Source organism: Kitasatospora sp. NPDC050463 (assembly GCF_040655255.1).
GTDB lineage: Bacteria > Actinomycetota > Actinomycetes > Streptomycetales > Streptomycetaceae > Kitasatospora.
Genome location: NZ_JBFAJO010000006.1, coordinates 15801 through 31841, shown reverse-complemented (window position 1 = coordinate 31841; position 16041 = coordinate 15801). Strand labels below are relative to the sequence as shown.

11 protein-coding genes, 1 tRNA gene and 2 pseudogenes are annotated in these 16041 nt (G+C 73.1%); 4 read left to right on the top strand and 10 right to left on the bottom strand.

The features are described 5' to 3' along the window. Positions 1–196: 196 nt before the first annotated feature. Positions 197–721 (top strand): hypothetical protein, encoded by a 525-nt coding sequence (locus tag AB0J08_RS05740; protein WP_360627432.1) that lies wholly within the window; start codon positions 197–199, stop codon positions 719–721. Between the two features lie 185 nt (positions 722–906). Continuing rightward, positions 907–1836 (top strand): fused MFS/spermidine synthase, encoded by a 930-nt coding sequence (locus AB0J08_RS05735; protein ID WP_360627429.1) that lies wholly within the window; start codon positions 907–909, stop codon positions 1834–1836. A gap of 136 nt (positions 1837–1972) precedes the next feature. Here the strand turns inward: AB0J08_RS05735 and AB0J08_RS05730 are convergent, their stop codons facing one another. The 5 genes and pseudogenes from AB0J08_RS05730 to AB0J08_RS05710 form a co-directional block, all read right to left on the bottom strand. Continuing rightward, the gene (locus AB0J08_RS05730; protein ID WP_360627426.1) at positions 1973–2998 is read right to left on the bottom strand and encodes a hypothetical protein; all 1026 of its coding nucleotides are present in this window, start codon (positions 2996–2998) and stop codon (positions 1973–1975) included. 146 nt (positions 2999–3144) lie between these two features. Then, positions 3145–3591 (bottom strand): DUF4442 domain-containing protein, encoded by a 447-nt coding sequence (locus tag AB0J08_RS05725; RefSeq protein WP_360627422.1) that lies wholly within the window; start codon positions 3589–3591, stop codon positions 3145–3147. Positions 3592–3716: 125 nt separating this feature from the next. Continuing rightward, a tRNA-His gene (locus AB0J08_RS05720) sits at positions 3717–3792 on the bottom strand. A 166-nt stretch (positions 3793–3958) separates the two neighbouring features. Continuing rightward, positions 3959–4561 (bottom strand): oligoribonuclease, encoded by a 603-nt coding sequence (orn, locus tag AB0J08_RS05715; RefSeq protein ID WP_360627419.1) that lies wholly within the window; start codon positions 4559–4561, stop codon positions 3959–3961. Positions 4562–5412: 851 nt separating this feature from the next. Next, positions 5413–6393 (bottom strand): annotated as a pseudogene (locus AB0J08_RS05710) (helix-turn-helix domain-containing protein); the annotation flags it as partial. 1069 nt (positions 6394–7462) lie between these two features. On the opposite strand from AB0J08_RS05710, the gene AB0J08_RS05705 reads away from it, so the two are divergent. Next, positions 7463–8266: a GNAT family N-acetyltransferase gene (locus AB0J08_RS05705; RefSeq protein ID WP_360627416.1), complete on the top strand. Its 804-nt coding sequence runs from the start codon at positions 7463–7465 to the stop codon at positions 8264–8266. 343 nt (positions 8267–8609) lie between these two features. Here AB0J08_RS05705 and AB0J08_RS05700 read toward each other — a convergent pair whose 3' ends face one another. Together AB0J08_RS05700 and AB0J08_RS05695 are read right to left on the bottom strand one after the other, a co-directional pair. Next, positions 8610–9515 (bottom strand): HAD family hydrolase, encoded by a 906-nt coding sequence (locus tag AB0J08_RS05700; protein WP_360627414.1) that lies wholly within the window; start codon positions 9513–9515, stop codon positions 8610–8612. Between the two features lie 729 nt (positions 9516–10244). Next, positions 10245–10403 (bottom strand): hypothetical protein, encoded by a 159-nt coding sequence (locus tag AB0J08_RS05695; protein ID WP_360627411.1) that lies wholly within the window; start codon positions 10401–10403, stop codon positions 10245–10247. Positions 10404–10523: 120 nt separating this feature from the next. On the opposite strand from AB0J08_RS05695, the pseudogene AB0J08_RS05690 reads away from it, so the two are divergent. Beyond that, positions 10524–10955, top strand: a pseudogene (locus AB0J08_RS05690) (universal stress protein); the annotation flags it as partial. A gap of 154 nt (positions 10956–11109) precedes the next feature. Here AB0J08_RS05690 and AB0J08_RS05685 read toward each other — a convergent pair. The 3 genes from AB0J08_RS05685 to AB0J08_RS05675 all read right to left on the bottom strand — a co-directional run bounded on the left by AB0J08_RS05685 (position 11110) and on the right by AB0J08_RS05675 (position 15812). Next, on the bottom strand, positions 11110–12300 hold the full coding sequence (locus tag AB0J08_RS05685) for an acyl-CoA dehydrogenase family protein (RefSeq protein ID WP_360627408.1): 1191 nt from the start codon (positions 12298–12300) through the stop codon (positions 11110–11112). Between the two features lie 189 nt (positions 12301–12489). Then, positions 12490–13479 (bottom strand): hydroxymethylglutaryl-CoA lyase, encoded by a 990-nt coding sequence (locus AB0J08_RS05680; RefSeq protein WP_360627405.1) that lies wholly within the window; start codon positions 13477–13479, stop codon positions 12490–12492. Further along, positions 13476–15812 carry a biotin carboxylase N-terminal domain-containing protein gene (locus AB0J08_RS05675; protein WP_360627402.1) on the bottom strand — a complete coding sequence of 779 codons (2337 nt, stop codon included), beginning with the start codon at positions 15810–15812 and terminating at the stop codon, positions 13476–13478. Before AB0J08_RS05675 ends, AB0J08_RS05680 begins: the two co-directional genes overlap by 4 nt. Between the last annotated feature and the right edge of the window lie 229 nt (positions 15813–16041).

The following is a 16041-nucleotide window of genomic DNA, read 5'->3' as shown; positions in this document are numbered from 1 at the left end:
ACGGGCGTGGTTGCCTGGATCTGCCATGAAATGCCATGCCTTGCTGTAAGGCGCCCCGTGGCCTCGACCGCATCCCCGGCGTTGTCCTGATACGTGGAAGCCCCGGCCGTCGCCCAGGCCCACCGCCCGCAGCGGCGGCCCCCACCCCTCGGAGCGGCGGCACTTCCGATCGGACGAGGTGACAGGAGAGCCCGTGATGGCCACCGGAGTACCGCAGTACCACCGCCTGGTCGCCGGAGGGGTGCTCGCGGGCGCCGCTCCCGCCCTGCTGCCCGAGGCGGCAGACGACCGCGGTCCGGGTCGCGGGGCCCTGGAAGGCGGCCGGGCCCCGTGCGGCGGCGGCAGCGGTCCGGTCCGCCGGATCGGAGCGGACGGCAGTGGTGTGGTCGTCACCGGCTGCGACACCGTCACGGTGGCCCTGCGGCACGGTCTGGAGACGGTCGACATCCTGCGGCTGCGCCGGGCCTGCGGCGCGGTGCTGCAGAGCCGCAACGGCAGCGCGGTCTCCTTCTTCGTCCCGGCCGGCACCTCGGAGACGTGGCACCTGCCCGGCAGCTCGTGTACCGCGGGCGCCCTGCTCCTGCCCGCCACCGATCCGCGCTGGGTGATGCCTCCGGCCGGGGCGGACTTCGCCGTCCGCCTCACCGACGCCTGGGTCCTGCGCTCGGCCCTCTGCGAGGCCGCCTGCACCCTGACCGCCGGCGGCCTCGGCCCGTTCTGAGCTCGCACCGCGCACCCGATCCCGCCCGGGTTGTCGAGCCCCTTCGAAGGCCGTCCGAAGGCCGTCCGAAGACCCGTCCGGGAGGCTCGCGCCACCGTTCCTCCCCGCCCCTCCCCCTTCCTCCCTCCCCCCGGGTCCTCCGCCGAGCTGCGGAGCCTTTCGGCGTGGCGGCGATAATGACCGGTATGGGACGAAGCAGCAGGGCCGGCCGCAGCGCGGACAAGGGCCGTACGGCGGTGGAGCCGCAGCCGGTGGCCACCGGCCCCGGCGGCCGCACGCACGCCCAGGGGGCGCTGACCCGCCCCGTCGACTCCGGGCTGGCCGAACTCCGCCCCGACCGTGACCGTTCCGCCGCCTGGTCGCTGCTGATCGACGGCGCGCCGCAGTCCATGGTCGACCTCGCCGACCCGACCCACCTGGGCTTCGAGTACCAGCGGCGGCTCGGCCACCTGATCGACCTGGCCGCCCCGGCCGGGCGGCCGCTCACCGTCCTGCACCTCGGCGGCGGCGCCCTCACCCTGGCCCGCTACGTCGCGGCCACCCGCCCACGCTCGCGCCAGCAGGTCGCCGAGATCGACACCGCGCTCACCGAACTCGTCCGCGCGGAACTCCCGCTGGAGCGCGGCTGGCAGATCAAGGTCCGCGGCGCGGATGCCCGGAGCGTCCTGGAGCGGACTCCCGAGGGCACCGTCGACCTGGTGATCGCCGACGTCTTCTCCGGCGCCCGTGTCCCGGCCCACTGCACCACCGTCGAGTTCACCGCACTGGCGGCCCGGGCGCTCGCCCCCGGTGGTTGGTACGCGGTCAACATCGCGGACGGTTCGGCGCTGTCCTTCGCCCGTTCGCAGATCGCCACCCTCGGCGCGGTCTTCCCCGAGCTCTGCCTGGTCGCTGACCCGGCGGTGCTGCGCGGCAAGCGCTTCGGGAACCTGATCCTGGCCGCCGCGCACACGCCGCTCCCGATCGCCGAACTGAGTCGCAAGGTGGCCTCGGACGCGGCCCTCGGCCGGGTCGAAAACGGCCGTGCCCTGGCCGATTTCGCCGCCGGTGCGGCCCCTGCCACCGACGTCACCGCAGCCCCCTCCCCGGCCCCGCCGCCGGAGGTCTTCCGGTAGTCGAAGGTTCTTCCGGCGGCCGAACGCGGTCGGGCCGACTCCTGGAAGCCGTCCGGGGCCCCCGGGGCGCTACCCGGACGCCGGACCCGGTCGGCCCGTCCGGTCCGGTGGCCGCGCCGCCTCGCCGCGGGCCGGGTCAGTGTCCGCGCGGCAGTCCGCGGTGCTTGCACATCGCGGCGCCGGTGAGCAGCAGCCCGGCCGCGATGGGTGCGAGCACGGCCGTCCCGGTGCCGGCGAGGCCGTACCCGGCCGGGGCGGCGACGGGGCCGGTCGCGGCGAGACTCTCGTGCGGTGCGGAGTGGTCGGCGGCGGCCGCCCGGGCGGTGGCCTCGGCGCCGTCCGGGCCTGGCTGACCGGTGGTGCGGTCCCGGTGGTCGGCGGGTTCGCGGACGGGAGGCGCAGCGGCGAGGTCGTGCGGCCCACCGGCCGCTGGGGCGGGCCGGGCGGTAGGGGCGGTCGGGGCGGTGGAGCCGCCCGCCCGCCCGGGTTCGGCCACCGGCCCGCCGGTGTCGCCGTCCCGGGAGGCGCGCACCCCGCCGGAGCGGGTCTGGGCGGGTGCGGTGCCGAGCAGTCCGGAGGCGATCGCGAACGCGTCCGGGACGGAGGCCCGCTGTCCGGGCAGCGGCAGGCCGCCCGCTCTGATCCGGTCCTGGAGCAGGCCGCCGACGGGTACGGTCGCCGCGTCCAGCACGGGTACGGGTACGGCTGTGGCGGCCGGGCCGGTGAGCTGTCCGAGGACGCCGGGCGACGCCGCCTGTCCGGGGGCCGCCTGGCCGGAGGGTGCTTGGCCGGCGGGTGTCTGGTCGACGGGTGTCTGGTCGGTGGATGTCCGGCCGCTCGGTTTCTGGCCGGGGGAGTGCGCCGACGACTCGTGCGCCGGTGCGTCCTGGCCGGCCGCGCCGGCGGGGTGTCCGGCTGACTCCCCGTCGAGGACCGGGCCGCCGCCCAGCGTCCGGCCGACGGTGCGGTTCACCGGTTCCGGCAGCGGCCCGATGGCCGCCGCGTAGGCGCCGGATGCCCCGAGCCCCCAGAGCTGTGCGAGAAGCGCCCCGCCCGCCGCGACGAGGCGCGGGCGGGGCAGCCACCGGCCGCCCGGGCGCCGGGCGGCGCCGTCGGCACGTCGGACGGGTTCCGGGGCCTTGGTCGCGTGATTGGCTCGCACGTGAGTTGAGAACGAGCGGACGGGCCGTGAGGTCACGGCCGCCGTCACGGACAGTCATCACGCCGAGCCGGGGGTCGCCAGGCGGCGGGTACCACCGGCGGGCTCGGTGACGGGCCTTGGCCGCGGGACCAGCGCTCCTGCGAGAGTCAGGAGTTGGGGCGCAGGGTCCAGATGACGGTCATGACGCCGGTCACAGCGCCGTCGGCACGGGTGATCTCGACCGTGACGGGGAACTCCGGGCGCTCACCCTTGTCGAGCTCGGCGACGATGTCCGCGACCGGTCGGCCGAGCACCGCGGTGGCGGTGACGGTGCCCATGGCCAGCTTCTTGTACGAGATCTCGGCGCTCACCGCGAGCGGCACGGCGCGCGAGAGCTGGTCCCCGAAGGCGGCCAACACGATGCAGCCGCTCGCGGACTCGGCGAGGGTGAACATCGCGCCGGCGTGCGGCCCGCCGACGTGGTTGTGGTACTCGGGCTGGTCGGGCAGCCGGAGGACGGCACGCTCCGGCGTCGTCTCCAGGTACTCCAGCTTGAGGGTGTGTGCCATCGGCACGGTCGAGTCGAGCAGCTGGCCGATCGAAGGTGTGGTCATGGCAGCAATGTTACTAGTCGGTAGCTTCTGGTGGCAGGTCTCCCGGAAGGGAAACCGCAGGAATGTGAGGGAACGCGAAAACGCCTGAGGGGCCGATCTCTTGAAGAGATCGGCCCCTCAGGCTCTGGGGTGAGTGACGGGACTCGAACCCGCGGCCACCTGGACCACAACCAGGTGCTCTACCAACTGAGCTACACCCACCATCTGTCCGGCCCGTTCCCGCTCTTCGCGTTCCCGTTCCGACAGGAAGAACAATACAGGATCCGAGAGGGTGCTCGCGCCAGGGTTTTGATCAGCCCGATGCGGGCGCCCTCCCGGGTCCGACGGCCGCCTCCGCGCAGGCACCCGCCCGGGAGGTGCGGACTGGTCAGTCCGCCGGGGCCCGGTACTTCTCGGCGATCGCGCGCGCGGTGTCGGTGTCCGGGCCGGGCTGGGGGACGAACACCGCCTCGCGGTAGTACCGCAGTTCGTCGATGCTCTCGCGAATGTCCGCGAGCGCCCGGTGGTTGCCGCCCTTCTGCGGGCTGTTGTAGTACGCCCTCGGGTACCAGCGCCTGGCGAGCTCCTTGATCGAGGAGACATCGACGATCCGGTAGTGCAGGTGGCCTTCCAGGGCGGGCATGTCCCGGGCCAGGAAGCCGCGGTCGGTCGCCACGGAGTTCCCGCACAGCGGCGTCCGCCCGGCCTCCGGCGCGTGCTCGCGCACGTAGGCGAGGACGAGCGCCTCCGCCTCGGCGAGCGTGACGCCGTGCTCCAGCTCGTTGAGCAGCCCGGAGGAGGTGTGCATCGTGCGCACCACCTCGGGCATGTTCGCCAGGGCCTTGGCGGGCGGGCGGATGATGACGTCGACGCCCTCACCGAGGACGTTCAGCTCGGAGTCCGTCACCAGTGCCGCGACCTCGACCAGGGCGTCCCGGTCGAGGTCGAGGCCTGTCATTTCACAGTCGATCCATACCAAACGGTCATTCACGTCACTCACCCTACGGCGCGATCACGCGCCACGGGCACCGAAGGAGCCGAGCGGGGTGCCGGGGCGCAGGCCTCCGCGCCGTGCGCGTCCTGGCCGTGGCGGTCCGGTTCGTGCGCCTCCCAGGCCTGACCGGCCTGGTTGGCGGGGTGGACCGGATGCGCCTGGTGGCCGTCCCGGGCGGGGCGGGGGTCACGCGGCTCGCGGGCTCCGTCCGGGCTGACCGTGCGGCCACCCTGCGGCCGGACCTGGGGCGCGCGGCCCTGACGGGCCCGCCCCTCCGGGGTCACCGGAGCAGCCGACGCCGACGCCGCCCGACCGCCGGCCGCACCGTGACCCCGGGCGCCGGCGCCCTCTTCCGAGGGCCGCTCGGCCGCGCTGCGGTGTCCTTGACCCTGACCACGCGCCCCGGGCTGCGGCTGACCGTCCTCCGCCGCGGCGTGCTCCGCCGTGCGCGGCGGACGACCCGCCCCGGGACCGGCCTGCGCCGGGACCAGTGGCGGCCGCGCCGGACCACGCCCCGCCCCCGACTGGCCGGGCTGCGACTGGTGGGCCGCCTGCGGATGCGGGTAGGGCTGGGCGGCGCGGGCATGGACCCCCTGCGCGGCCGGCTGGCCGTGTTGGCCGTGTTGGCCGTGCTGCCCGGGCGGGCCGTGCTGGCCGGAATACGCCGGGCCGCCGGCCGGGTACGGGACCGCGGGCGGCTGCCCGTGCTGCCCGAGCACCGCCCCGCCGGCCGCCGTGGCGGCAGCAGCAGCGGCTGCCGCGGCATGGGCCGCGGCCGACTGCGGCACGGCACCGGCCAGCCGGAGGTCACCGGGGTGCGTCGGCATCGGCGTCGGCGAGGCCGACCCGGGGCGACGGGCCCGGTAGCTGGTCCGGTACGCAGCGGGCGAGACCCCGAGCTGGCGCCGGAAGTGCCCGCGCAGCGCCACCGGAGACCGGAAGCCGCAACGACGGGCGACATCGTCCACCGACAGCTCCGACGTCTCCAGCAGCCGCTGCGCCTGGAGCACCCGCTGAGTGATCAGCCACTGCAGCGGGGCGCTGCCGGTCAGCGTGCGGAACCGGCGATCGAACGTCCGCCGGCTCATGTAGGCACGCGCGGCCAGTACCTCGACGTCGAACTGCTGGTTGAGGTTCTCCAGCGCCCAGGTGACCACCTCGGCAAGCGGGTCGTTGCCGATCTCTTCCGGTAAAGACTGATCGATGTACTGGGCCTGGCCTCCGCCGCTGCGGCGGCTGGGCACCACCAGTCGGCGGGCCAGCGCGTTGGCGGCCTCGGCACCGTGGTCGCTGCGCACCACGTGCAGGCAGAGGTCGATGCCGGCGGCCGTGCCCGCCGAGGTCAGCACGTCGCCGTCGTCGACGAAGAGCTCACGCGGGTCGACGTGGACCCGGGGGTAGCGCTTGGCCAGGGTCGGCGCGTACATCCAGTGCGTGGTCGCCGGGCGGCCGTCCAGCAGACCGGCGGCCGCGAGCACGAACGCGCCGGTGCAGAGGCCGATGATCCGCGCGCCTTCGTGGTGCGCCTTGCGCAGTGCGGTGATCGCCTCGACCGGCGGCGGCTGCGAGATCGAGCGCCAGGCCGGTACGACGATGGTGCCGGCCCGGGCGAGCGCCTCCAGCCCGTACGGCGCGGAGAGGGTGAGGCCGCCGGTCGTGGCCAGCGGCCCGTCCTCGCCGGCGCAGACCAGCAGGCGGTAGCGGGGGACTCCGGCGTCCTGGCGGTCGACGCCGAAGACGGAGAGCGGGATCGAGCTCTCGAAGATCGGAGCGCCGCCGAAGATCAGCACCGCGACGGTCTCGCGCCGGCGCCGGCCCGAGAGCTTCCGGGGGGGCGGTGGACATCATGGGCATCGAGGGGCCGTTCAGGCCGGACCCGCCGCCGGTACCGTGCCCGCCGGGGCCGTGACCGTTGAGGCTCTGGCTGTTCTGCCCCTGGTTGCTCGGGCCTTGGCTGTTCTGGCCCTGGTTGCTCTGGCCCTGACCGGGCGTGCCGCCCGGCAGGCCGGGCGCCGTCATGCCGACGCTCGTACCGGAGGAGGCCGGGAACGCCGAGTCCTGACCGGGATGGGCGAGCGCCTGGCCGAACGGGTGTCCGCCGGCCTGGACTCCGACCTGGGCTACGGCATGGGCGCCAGGATGGCCGGGAACCGACGGACCCGGATGCCCGCCCACTCCCGGCCCCTGCGAGGTCACCGAGCTGACGCCAGGTCGGCTGACTGGGCGTCCGGCATGGTCCGAGGCCGAGGAGAAGGCGCCGGCGCCGGAAGGCGTCGCTGTCGATGTGGCGGCTGAGGCCGGTGAGGTCGAAGTGCCCACCGAGGTGTATGAGACGTATGGGGTGGCGCTGGAGGTGCCGGAGGAACGGGCGTTGGCAGCGGGGGCCGAAACGCCGGTGCCTCTCGCGGACCGACCCGCGATGCCGACCACGGCCTGGTCGCTGTCAGGACCCGCGTCGCTCCTGCTCACCCTGCTCAAGGCGCTCAAGCCCCCTCGGTGGTGTGGTGTGGTGGTGCGGCACTGCTAGCCAAGATCGAATCTATCGGGTGGACCGTTGCCGTTGTGACAAGTTCACCATCCGACGCTATGTCGACATGGCAATTTGGCGTGATGCATTCGATCACGAAGCGTGGCACCCGTCGACCCTTCTGGGAAGGGGGCCGGTGCAACGGTGGCTGGTTGTCGTGGGGCTGGTCCTGGGGCACCCGGCTTCGGCGTGCCCGGCCGGCGGGTCTGGGCTGCGGCTTTGCCCAAGGACGGGGGAGCCGCGTGAGATTGACCGAAAATAGGCGGTGCACATGAGGGCGCACGAATCTCGATGTGTGCGCCTCCCTGGCTTCATCCGGCCAGTGCCGGGGCTATGGATCGGTCGTTGATCGTCCGCGCTACCGTCCTGTCGTGGACAACCTCAGCCGGCTCGAACAGGCCAACGACAACGCCGCCGCCTTCTGGCTCGCCCAAGCCCGTGCGCACGGATGGCGTCAGCTCATCCGCCCCGGATTCACCGCGGTCCGCTGCGCTCGTACTCCGAACGACGCCCACCGCGTCGTGGTGACCCGACCCTATGAGCAACCGGCGCTGCTGGAGGGGGAACTGGCGTCCCTTCTGGAGGACTGGTCCACCACCCGGCTCACGCTGGAGGACCCCTACCTCCGGCTGGACATGACGCGGTACGGCTGCGTCCACGGCCGGGCGATGCCCGTGATGGTCCGAGAGCCCGGTCCGCTCGAAGCGCCTCTGCTCGGTGCGCTGCCCTCCTCCGGGGATTTGGGCGGCGGTGATCTGATGGTCGATGAGGCCCTGGACGCCGAGGCGTTCGCCGAGGTAGAGCGCGCGGTGGTCGACGGCTTCCCGATCACGGACCGCCAGCCCTGGACGCGGGGCGGGATGCTGCCCGAGCGCCTTCGGCACGAGTCGGGCCTGCGGGCCTGGCGAGCCAGGATCGGTGGAGATCTGGCGGGCGCCTGCCTGACCTACGACGACGGCCGGGCCACCGGGGTGTACTGGGTCGCGACGCTCCCCGAGCAGCGCTCCCGGGGCGTGGCGCGCGCCGTTCTGGAAACCGCGCTGGCCGCTGCGGACCCCCACCGTCCGGCGACCCTGGTCGCCACCATGCTCGGCGAACCGCTCTACCGCAAGCTCGGCTTCGCCGTGGAGGGCCGGAGCCACTGGTGGTCGCTGCCCGAGCCCTCGAAGCCGTAGCGCCCGCCCGAGCCCGCGCCGCCGGCCGATGCCTCACCGGGCAAGGGGTTGCACGGGAGGGCCCGTGTGGCCGCGTGGCCCGCATGGGCCGCCCGGACGCCGCTGGGTCGTGGCCGAAGCACGCCCGACGGCGCCGCCGCGAGTCGGGTGCGCGCCGGTCGGTCGGGGGCCGTAGAGCGCTCTGGCCCGGGGTGGCTCTACACAGGGTGGCCCGGCGGGGTGCGGTGAGGAGAGGGAGCGGCGAGGCGGTCCGACCGGTGCCGACGCTCCGGCCGAGGGAGATCGGACGCTCCTCCTCGGCAGGTATGCCGACGCCGGTGGTGGCAACTCCGCCTGAATGGTTTCAGACACCGAAGGCCGCCGCGGTGGCCGGGGCGCTGCCGTCCGGGCGGTCGCCGGGAACGGGCGCACGCAGGCCGTCCGGGGCGGAAAGCGAGAGCTGTGCGCCGGGTCGCGCGCCGGACAGCCCCGTGCCGGCCAGCGCCGTGTTGACGTGGCCCCGGAGCCAGCGGCTGCCCGCCACCGTGCCGACCGTCCGCCGGCGGCCCGGTCCGGCGGCCCGGATCCCCGGCCGGACTCCCGGTGCGTTCCGCGCGGAAAGCACCTGCCCGACGGCCTCCGGCAGACCGGTCGCCTTCAGCGTCGGCCGGTAGCCCGGCTCGGCCCAGGGCCGGCCGTGGTGCAGCCAGACACTGCGCAGCCCGGCCAGCTCTGCGCCCGCGATATCGGCGGGGGCGTGGTCCCCGATCATCCAGGTGTTCGAGGCCCAGTCACCGGTGGGCGCGATGCCGCACCGCTGTGCGGCGATCTCGAAGATCAGCGGATCCGGCTTGACGCACTCGGCCTCCTCCGAGATGACCCAGCCGTCGACCATCGGGGCCAGCCCGGTCCGGCGGATCTTCTCCAACTGGGGCCGGGTGCTGCCGTTGCTGACGATGCCGAGCGTCCACCCGGCCGCGCGCGCCGCCCGCAGTGCGTCGATGTTTCTGGACGGGCAATGGATGTGGGAGTTGATGCCGCGTCGATAGTGCGCGAGCAGGAAGTCGAGGGAGTCGTCCAGCCCGTAGCGGCGCTGGGTCGCGGACAGTACGGTGCTGCGCGGCACGTAGCCGCCGCCGTCGATGGTGACGAGCCAGTCGAGGTCGCCCGGCGGAAGGCCTCGTTCGGTCAGAAAGTCCCGAGCCCAGGCCCGGAAAGCGGCGTCCCTGGGGAGCAGCGTGTTGTCGAGGTCGAACAGGAGCAAGGGCATGCCGAGCATGGTGCCAGCGGGTGCGCGTATGCACCTGGCAAATGCCAGACGCCGTCGCGAACCCGTGCGCATTGGCCGAAACGGATACCGGTGCGGGTGAGCTGGGCTTGGGGAACGGTTGCGCAGCGCGGACGACCGCGGTGGAGTGGGCGGCGACGCGGTCGCGGCGGAGCACTGCCCGGAGGCCGTCCGCAGTGGCCCGAAGTCGATCGGAACGGCTCGGAGTGTCTCGGAACGGCTCGGGACCGGTGGTCGGGGGAGGGCGTAGACGGACGCGTGACCGTGCCCGATGTGGCGTCCGCGACAGCCCGGTCCGACGGTCGGTCGGCGACGGATCGTTGTCGATCAATGACAGTCCGGTCACGGTGTCGCGGTGGCCTGTTGCATCGCCCCGTTCGCTCAGTCAAGCTCCAGAGAACCTCCTTTGCCAGAGGGGGCGGGACCGCACTGGCAGGGGCGCATCGCCGGCGGCGGGCGCATCCTCCATTCGCGGTAACAAAGCCGTTCCGAGGCTTTGCCGCTGGGCTGAGTCTCCTGCCCGTCGTACGCTGAAAGGAACAGGTCACAAACGGTGGTGCTCGGCGCAGACCGACGTCTTCCCGCAGGCGGACCTGCTGCCCGGGCAGCGTTGTCCTCTCTTGTCGGCCCATCTCCTTCGAAGAGCTTTGAGCCATGGCTGGTTTTGAGTCCTCCCGACCGGTTGAGCCGGAAGCGGTCCGCAGTGCGGGCTCAGCGGCCGGCGGAGGCGGCGGCGGTTGCGCAGAGCCCGGTGCGGGCGCGGACCCTGATGCGGGCGCGGACGCCGTGGATGCCGGGGGTTTCTCCCGCCTGCTCCGCGACATTGCGCGCCGGAGTCGCCTCGGGTCCCGCCAGCAGCGTGGCGATCATCGACCCGACCGCACGGAGTCGGCGATGACGGGCCGCCTTGGTCCGGGTTCCGACCATCCGGGAGGCTCCGGCCTGCCGAGCGCCTCGGGCGAGCCGGTGGTGCAGGCGACGCCTGGCGGCTCGTGCGATCCCGCCTTTCAGCACGGCGTGGTGGTCGGTTTCGACGGCTCGCTGTCGAGCGAGCGCGCCCTCGCCTACGCGGTGGGCATGGCTCGTCGCTCCCAGTGCGGTCTGGTGATCGTGCACGTCGCCAATCGCCTCCCCGCTACGGTCTGGGCCGGCTGCGAACCTCCTGTCTTCGTGGACCTTCCCGACCACCGGACCGAGGTGCTCGGCCTGGAGCTGGCCTGTGCGGACTTCCTCGCGGGGGTGCCCTGGATCCTGGTCGAGCGGGGCGGCGACATCTGTCATGAGATCGAAGAGGTCGGCCGCGAGTACGCTGCGGACGCGATCGTGGTCGGCAGCACACACGGCCTGCTCGGCAAGATCTTCGGCTCGGTCTCCGGTCGGCTTGCCCGTCGCGCCAACCGCCCAGTGATCGTTATTCCCTGACGGTCCGTCCGCCCTTTGTGCTGCCGGACGCCGTCGGTTGCCAGGTGACGGCAGCCTTGCCCCGGTTCCCCCGCTCCTCGACCTGCCGGTGCACCGACGGGGCGAGGAACGGGGGAACCAGGGCACTGCAGCGCCCAGGGCTGGTGCGGGTGCCTCAGGAGGTGACGCCGAGCTCACGGGCGATGAGCATGCGCTGGACCTCCGAGGTGCCCTCACCGATTTCGAGGATCTTGCAGTCGCGCCAAAAGCGCGCGACCGGGAATTCGTTCATGAAGCCGTACCCACCGTGGATCTGGGTCGCCTCACGGGCGTTGTCGACGGCGGCCTCGGACGAGTACAGCTTGGCGATCGCGGCCTCCTTCTTGAACGGTTCGGCGTGCAGCAGCCGAGATGCGGCGTCCCGCCAGGCCAGGCGGGAGGTGTGGGCGCGCATCTCCATGTCGGCGAGCTTGAACTGGATGGCCTGGTTGGCACCGATAGGACGGCCGAAGGCCCGGCGCTGGCCGGCGTAGGCAACTGACTGGTCGACGCACCCCTGGGCCAGGCCGGTGGCCAGGGCTGCGATCGCAATGCGGCCCTCGTCGAGGATCCGCAGGAACTGGGCGTAGCCGCGGCCGCGCTCGCCCAGCAGGTTGGCCGCGGGAACGCGGCAGTCGGTAAAGGACAATTCGCGGGTGTCGGATGCGTTCCACCCGACCTTCGAGTACTTCTTCGACACCTGGAACCCCGGGGTTCCGGTGGGTACGATGATGGAAGAGATTTCGCGCCGTGGCGAGGGGAATGCGCCCTCTTCACTCGAACGAGCGATCGGTTCGGTGAGTGCGGTGACCGTGACCAGGCCGGTGATCTCGGTGCCGGAGTTGGTGATGAAGCACTTCGTGCCGTTGATGACCCACTCGTCGGTGGCCTCGTCGTAGCGCGCCGTGGTGCGGGTCGCACCGGCGTCGGAACCGCCCTCGGGCTCGGTCAGGCCGAACGCCCCGAGGAGCTCGCCGGAGGTCAGCCGGGGCAGCCACTCGCGCTTCTGCTCCTCCGTTCCGAAGCGGTAGATCGGCATCGCGCCGAGGGAGACCGCGGCCTCCAGGGTGATCGCGACCGAGGAGTCGACCCGTGCGAGCTCCTCCAGGACCAGGCAGAGCGCGAAGTAGTCGCCGCCCATGCCCCCGTACTCCTCGGAGATCGGCAGGCCGAAGAGGCCCATCCGTCCCATCTCCCGGACGATCTCGTAGGGGAACTCGCCCTGCTCGTAGAACTCGCCGATCTTCGGCGCGACCACGTCCTGGGCGAACTCCGCCACAGTGCGCCGCAGTTCCTCGTACTCGCTGTTCAGTCGGTGATCGAGCATGGTGATCCTCCTGGGGCCCGGCCGGGGTGGCCGCGGGCGTGATCGGGATGACCGCATGTCAATCCGATGATGTGATGGGCATGCGGTGTGTTGAGCGGGGCGGGTGGTGCGGTGGGGACCCGGCCGGCCGGGTCGCGGCCGGCGCCGGTTCGTTGTGGGGCTGTGGCGTTGCGGGGCAGTGCCGAGCGGTCAGTCCCGGCCGTCGCCGAGCAGTGCCTGGACGGTGCGTGACGGGCTCGGCCGGCCGAGCTGCCGCGCCATCCAGCCACTGGTGGAGACCAGGGCACGGAGATCGACGCCGGTCCGGATGCCGAGGCCGTGCAGCATCCAGACCAGATCCTCGGTGGCCAGGTTGCCGGTGGCACTCTTGGCGTACGGGCAGCCGCCCAGGCCGCCCGCCGAGGCGTCGACCGTGGTCACGCCGCTGCGCAGGGCGGCCAGGGTGTTGCTGAGCGCCTGGCCGTAGGTGTCGTGGAAGTGCACCGCGAGCCTGTCCACCGGTACTCCGGCCCGGCCGAAGCCGTCCAGCAGCGCGGAGACCTGGCCCGGGGTGGCGACGCCGATGGTGTCGCCGAGGCTCAGCTCGGTGCAGCCCATCTCCAGCAGCTGCACGCCGAAGCCGATCACCTGCTCGGCCGGCACCGGGCCCTCCCACGGGTCGCCGAAGCACATCGAGAGGTAGCCGCGCACGCGGATCCCGGCCTCGGTGGCGCGTTCCACCACCGGTCGGAACATCGCCATCGCCTCGTCCGCCGAGCGGTTGAGGTTGCGACGGGCGAAGGTCTCGGTGGCGCTGGCGAACACCGCGATGTCGGTGGAGTGGTGGGCGAGCGCGCGGTCCAGCCCGCGCTCGTTGGGCACGAGGACCGGCAACCGCAGGCCCGGGTGACGGGAGGGCAGCCCGGCGAGCCGGGGCACGAGCTCCTCGGCGTCCGCGAGCTGCGGTACCCACTTCGGGTGAACGAAGCTGGTGGCCTCGACCGTGCGCAGTCCGGCGGCGGCGAGCCGGGCGATGAATTCGGCCTTGACCTCCACGGGGACGAGGGCGCCCTCGTTCTGCAGGCCGTCGCGCGGCCCGACCTCGTGGATCCGGACCTCCTCGGGCAGGCCCGGAGCGCGGACCTCCGCAGGCAGGCCCAGGTCGAGCGCGTCCGGCTCCGGCGCGGGGGCGGCGGTCATGACCGCACCTCGGCGGAGACCGCGCCGAGCGTCCGGCCGACCGATCCGCCGTTCTCCGGTTCCGCCCCGGTGGGTTCCGCCCCGGCCGGTCCGTCCTCGGCCGGAGTGACCACGACCAGCACTTCCTCCATCGCCACCGTGGCTCCGGCGGTGGCCCGCAGCTCACTCACGGTGCCGTCGTGCGGGGCGGCGATCACGTGTTCCATCTTCATGGCCTCCAGGACGAGTAGTGGTTGGCCCTTCCGGACCTGCTCACCGGCCGTGGTCTTCACGACGGTGACGGTGCCGGGCATCGGGGCGGTGAGGGCGCCGTGGTGGGCCGCGCCGGCCGCGCTGCTCTCGCCGACCGGGTCGTGGCCGTGCACCGGCCAGGCGTCACCGTCGATCCCGAGCCAGGTCACCGGACCGGTGGCATGGCCGGGGGCGTCGTCGGTGGCCAGGGCGAACGTCGTCTGCAGGCCGTCGGCGGTGAGGTGCAGCCGGTCGCCCGACCGGACGGCCCGGGCGCGGTGGACCGGTCCGGAGTCGAGCCGGATGTCCACCTCAGGAGTGACGCCCGGGGGAATGTCAGTGGGCTCGACTACGTTGCCCGCAGTGATCGGGCGAATGCGCACCGACACCGGATCCTGGCCGGGGGTACGGAGTCGATGGGTGGTCCAGGCCGGGTCGCCGCCGATGCGCCAGCCGGAGGGAAGGGAGAAGGGGTCGGTCCAGCCGCCACTGTCGGCGGTGGGGGTGAGGCTCAGATGCCGTGCGAGGGCGGCCGCATAGTAAAGGAGGTGGGTGGGCGTCGGAGCCTCGGTGGACTCGGCGGGCTCGGCAACGGGGGCCGCCGAAGCGGCGGAGGCGGCGTTGGCCGGAGCATAGGGCGAGGCGAGCAGGGCGGGCTGCTGCTGGGCCGTCTGCTCCACCAGCCCGGTGTCCAGCCGGCCTGCGGTGACGTCGGGGTGTGCGAGCAGTCGCCGCAGGAAGCCCGTGTTGGTGGTCACGCCGAGGATCCGGGTGTCGGCCAGCGCGGCGCGGAGTCGGCGCAGCGCGGTCGGGCGGTCGGGCCCGTACGCGATGACCTTGGCGAGCATGGGGTCGTAGGAGCTGGTGATGACGGTGCCCGGGGCGACACCCGAGTCCACCCGAATGCCTTCGCCCCGCGGCTCGTCGAGGACCAGGATGCGGCCGCCGGTGGGGAGGAACTCCCGTTCCGGATCCTCGGCACAGATTCGGGCCTCGATGGCGTGGCCCAGGAAGGAGATGTCCGGCTGGGCGAAGGTGAGGCGCTCGCCCGAGGCGATCCGCAGCTGCCACTCGACCAGGTCCAGCCGCTGCGGCCGAGCGGCTCCTGGCCCGGCGGGGTCGTCGGTGGTGCCGCCGATGGCGATGGCGAGTTCGGTGACGGGGTGTTCCACCTGGAGGCGGGTGTTCATCTCCATGAAGAAGAAGTCCCGCACCCCCTCGGTGGGGACGGGGGAGTCCGGGGCGAGGCCGGGGACGATGAACTCCACGGTGCCGGCCCCGGTGTAGCCGCAGGACTCTGCGGCTCGGACGGCCGCCAGTCCCATGGCGGCGCGGGTCTCGGCATTGAGGAGAACGGAGGGTGCTTCTTCGATCAGCTTCTGGTGACGGCGCTGCAGACTGCACTCGCGCTCGCCGAGGTGGACGGTGGTGCCGTGGGCGTCGGCGAGCACCTGGACCTCGATGTGCCGGGGTCGGTCGACCCACCGTTCCAGCAGCAGGGTGTCGTCGCCGAAGGCGGTGCGGGCGACCCGCCGTGCGGCGGCGATCTCGGTCGGCAGCTCGGCCCGGTCCCGGACCAGGCGCATGCCCTTGCCACCGCCGCCGGCGGACGGCTTGAGCAGTACGGGGAAGCCGATCTCGTCAGCGGCCGCGACGAGCTCCCCGTCGGTGGGCGCGGAAGCCTGGCTGCCCGGAACCACCGGAACGCCGGCGGCCCGTACGGCTTCCTTGGCGTTGATCTTGTCGCCCATCAGCTCGACCGCGGAGGGAGGAGGCCCGATGAAGACCAGGCCCGCGTCGGCACAGGCGCGGGCGAAGGAGGAGTTCTCGGCGAGGAAGCCGTAGCCGGGGTGAACGGCCTGGGCGCCGGTGCGTCGGGCCGCGGCGAGGATCTGGTCGGTCCGCAGGTAGGTCTCGGTGGCCGAGCTGTCGCTGCGGTCGGCCGGGCCGAGCCGCACCGCGACATCGGCCTCGCGGACGTGCGGTGCGTCGGCGTCGGCGTCGCTGAACACGGCGACGGAGCGCATGCCGAGCCGCCGCAGGGTGCGGATCACCCGGACGGCGATCTCGCCACGGTTGGCGACCAGAACTGTGTCGAACATGGGAGGCGATCCTCCGGGTCGAGGGGAGCCGTATGAAGGAGGTGGTGGGAGGCGGTAGCAGCGACGCGTCGTGTGCGGCCGGGCCGGCCGCCGGATCGGAAGGCCTGCGGGTCGGGGCGGAGTCCGTGCCCGGTCCGCTGGTGGAGCCGAACCCGGGCCGATGGGCCGATTCGATGGGCCGAACCGATGAGCCGAATCGAACCGATGGGCCGAGCCGAACCGATGAGCC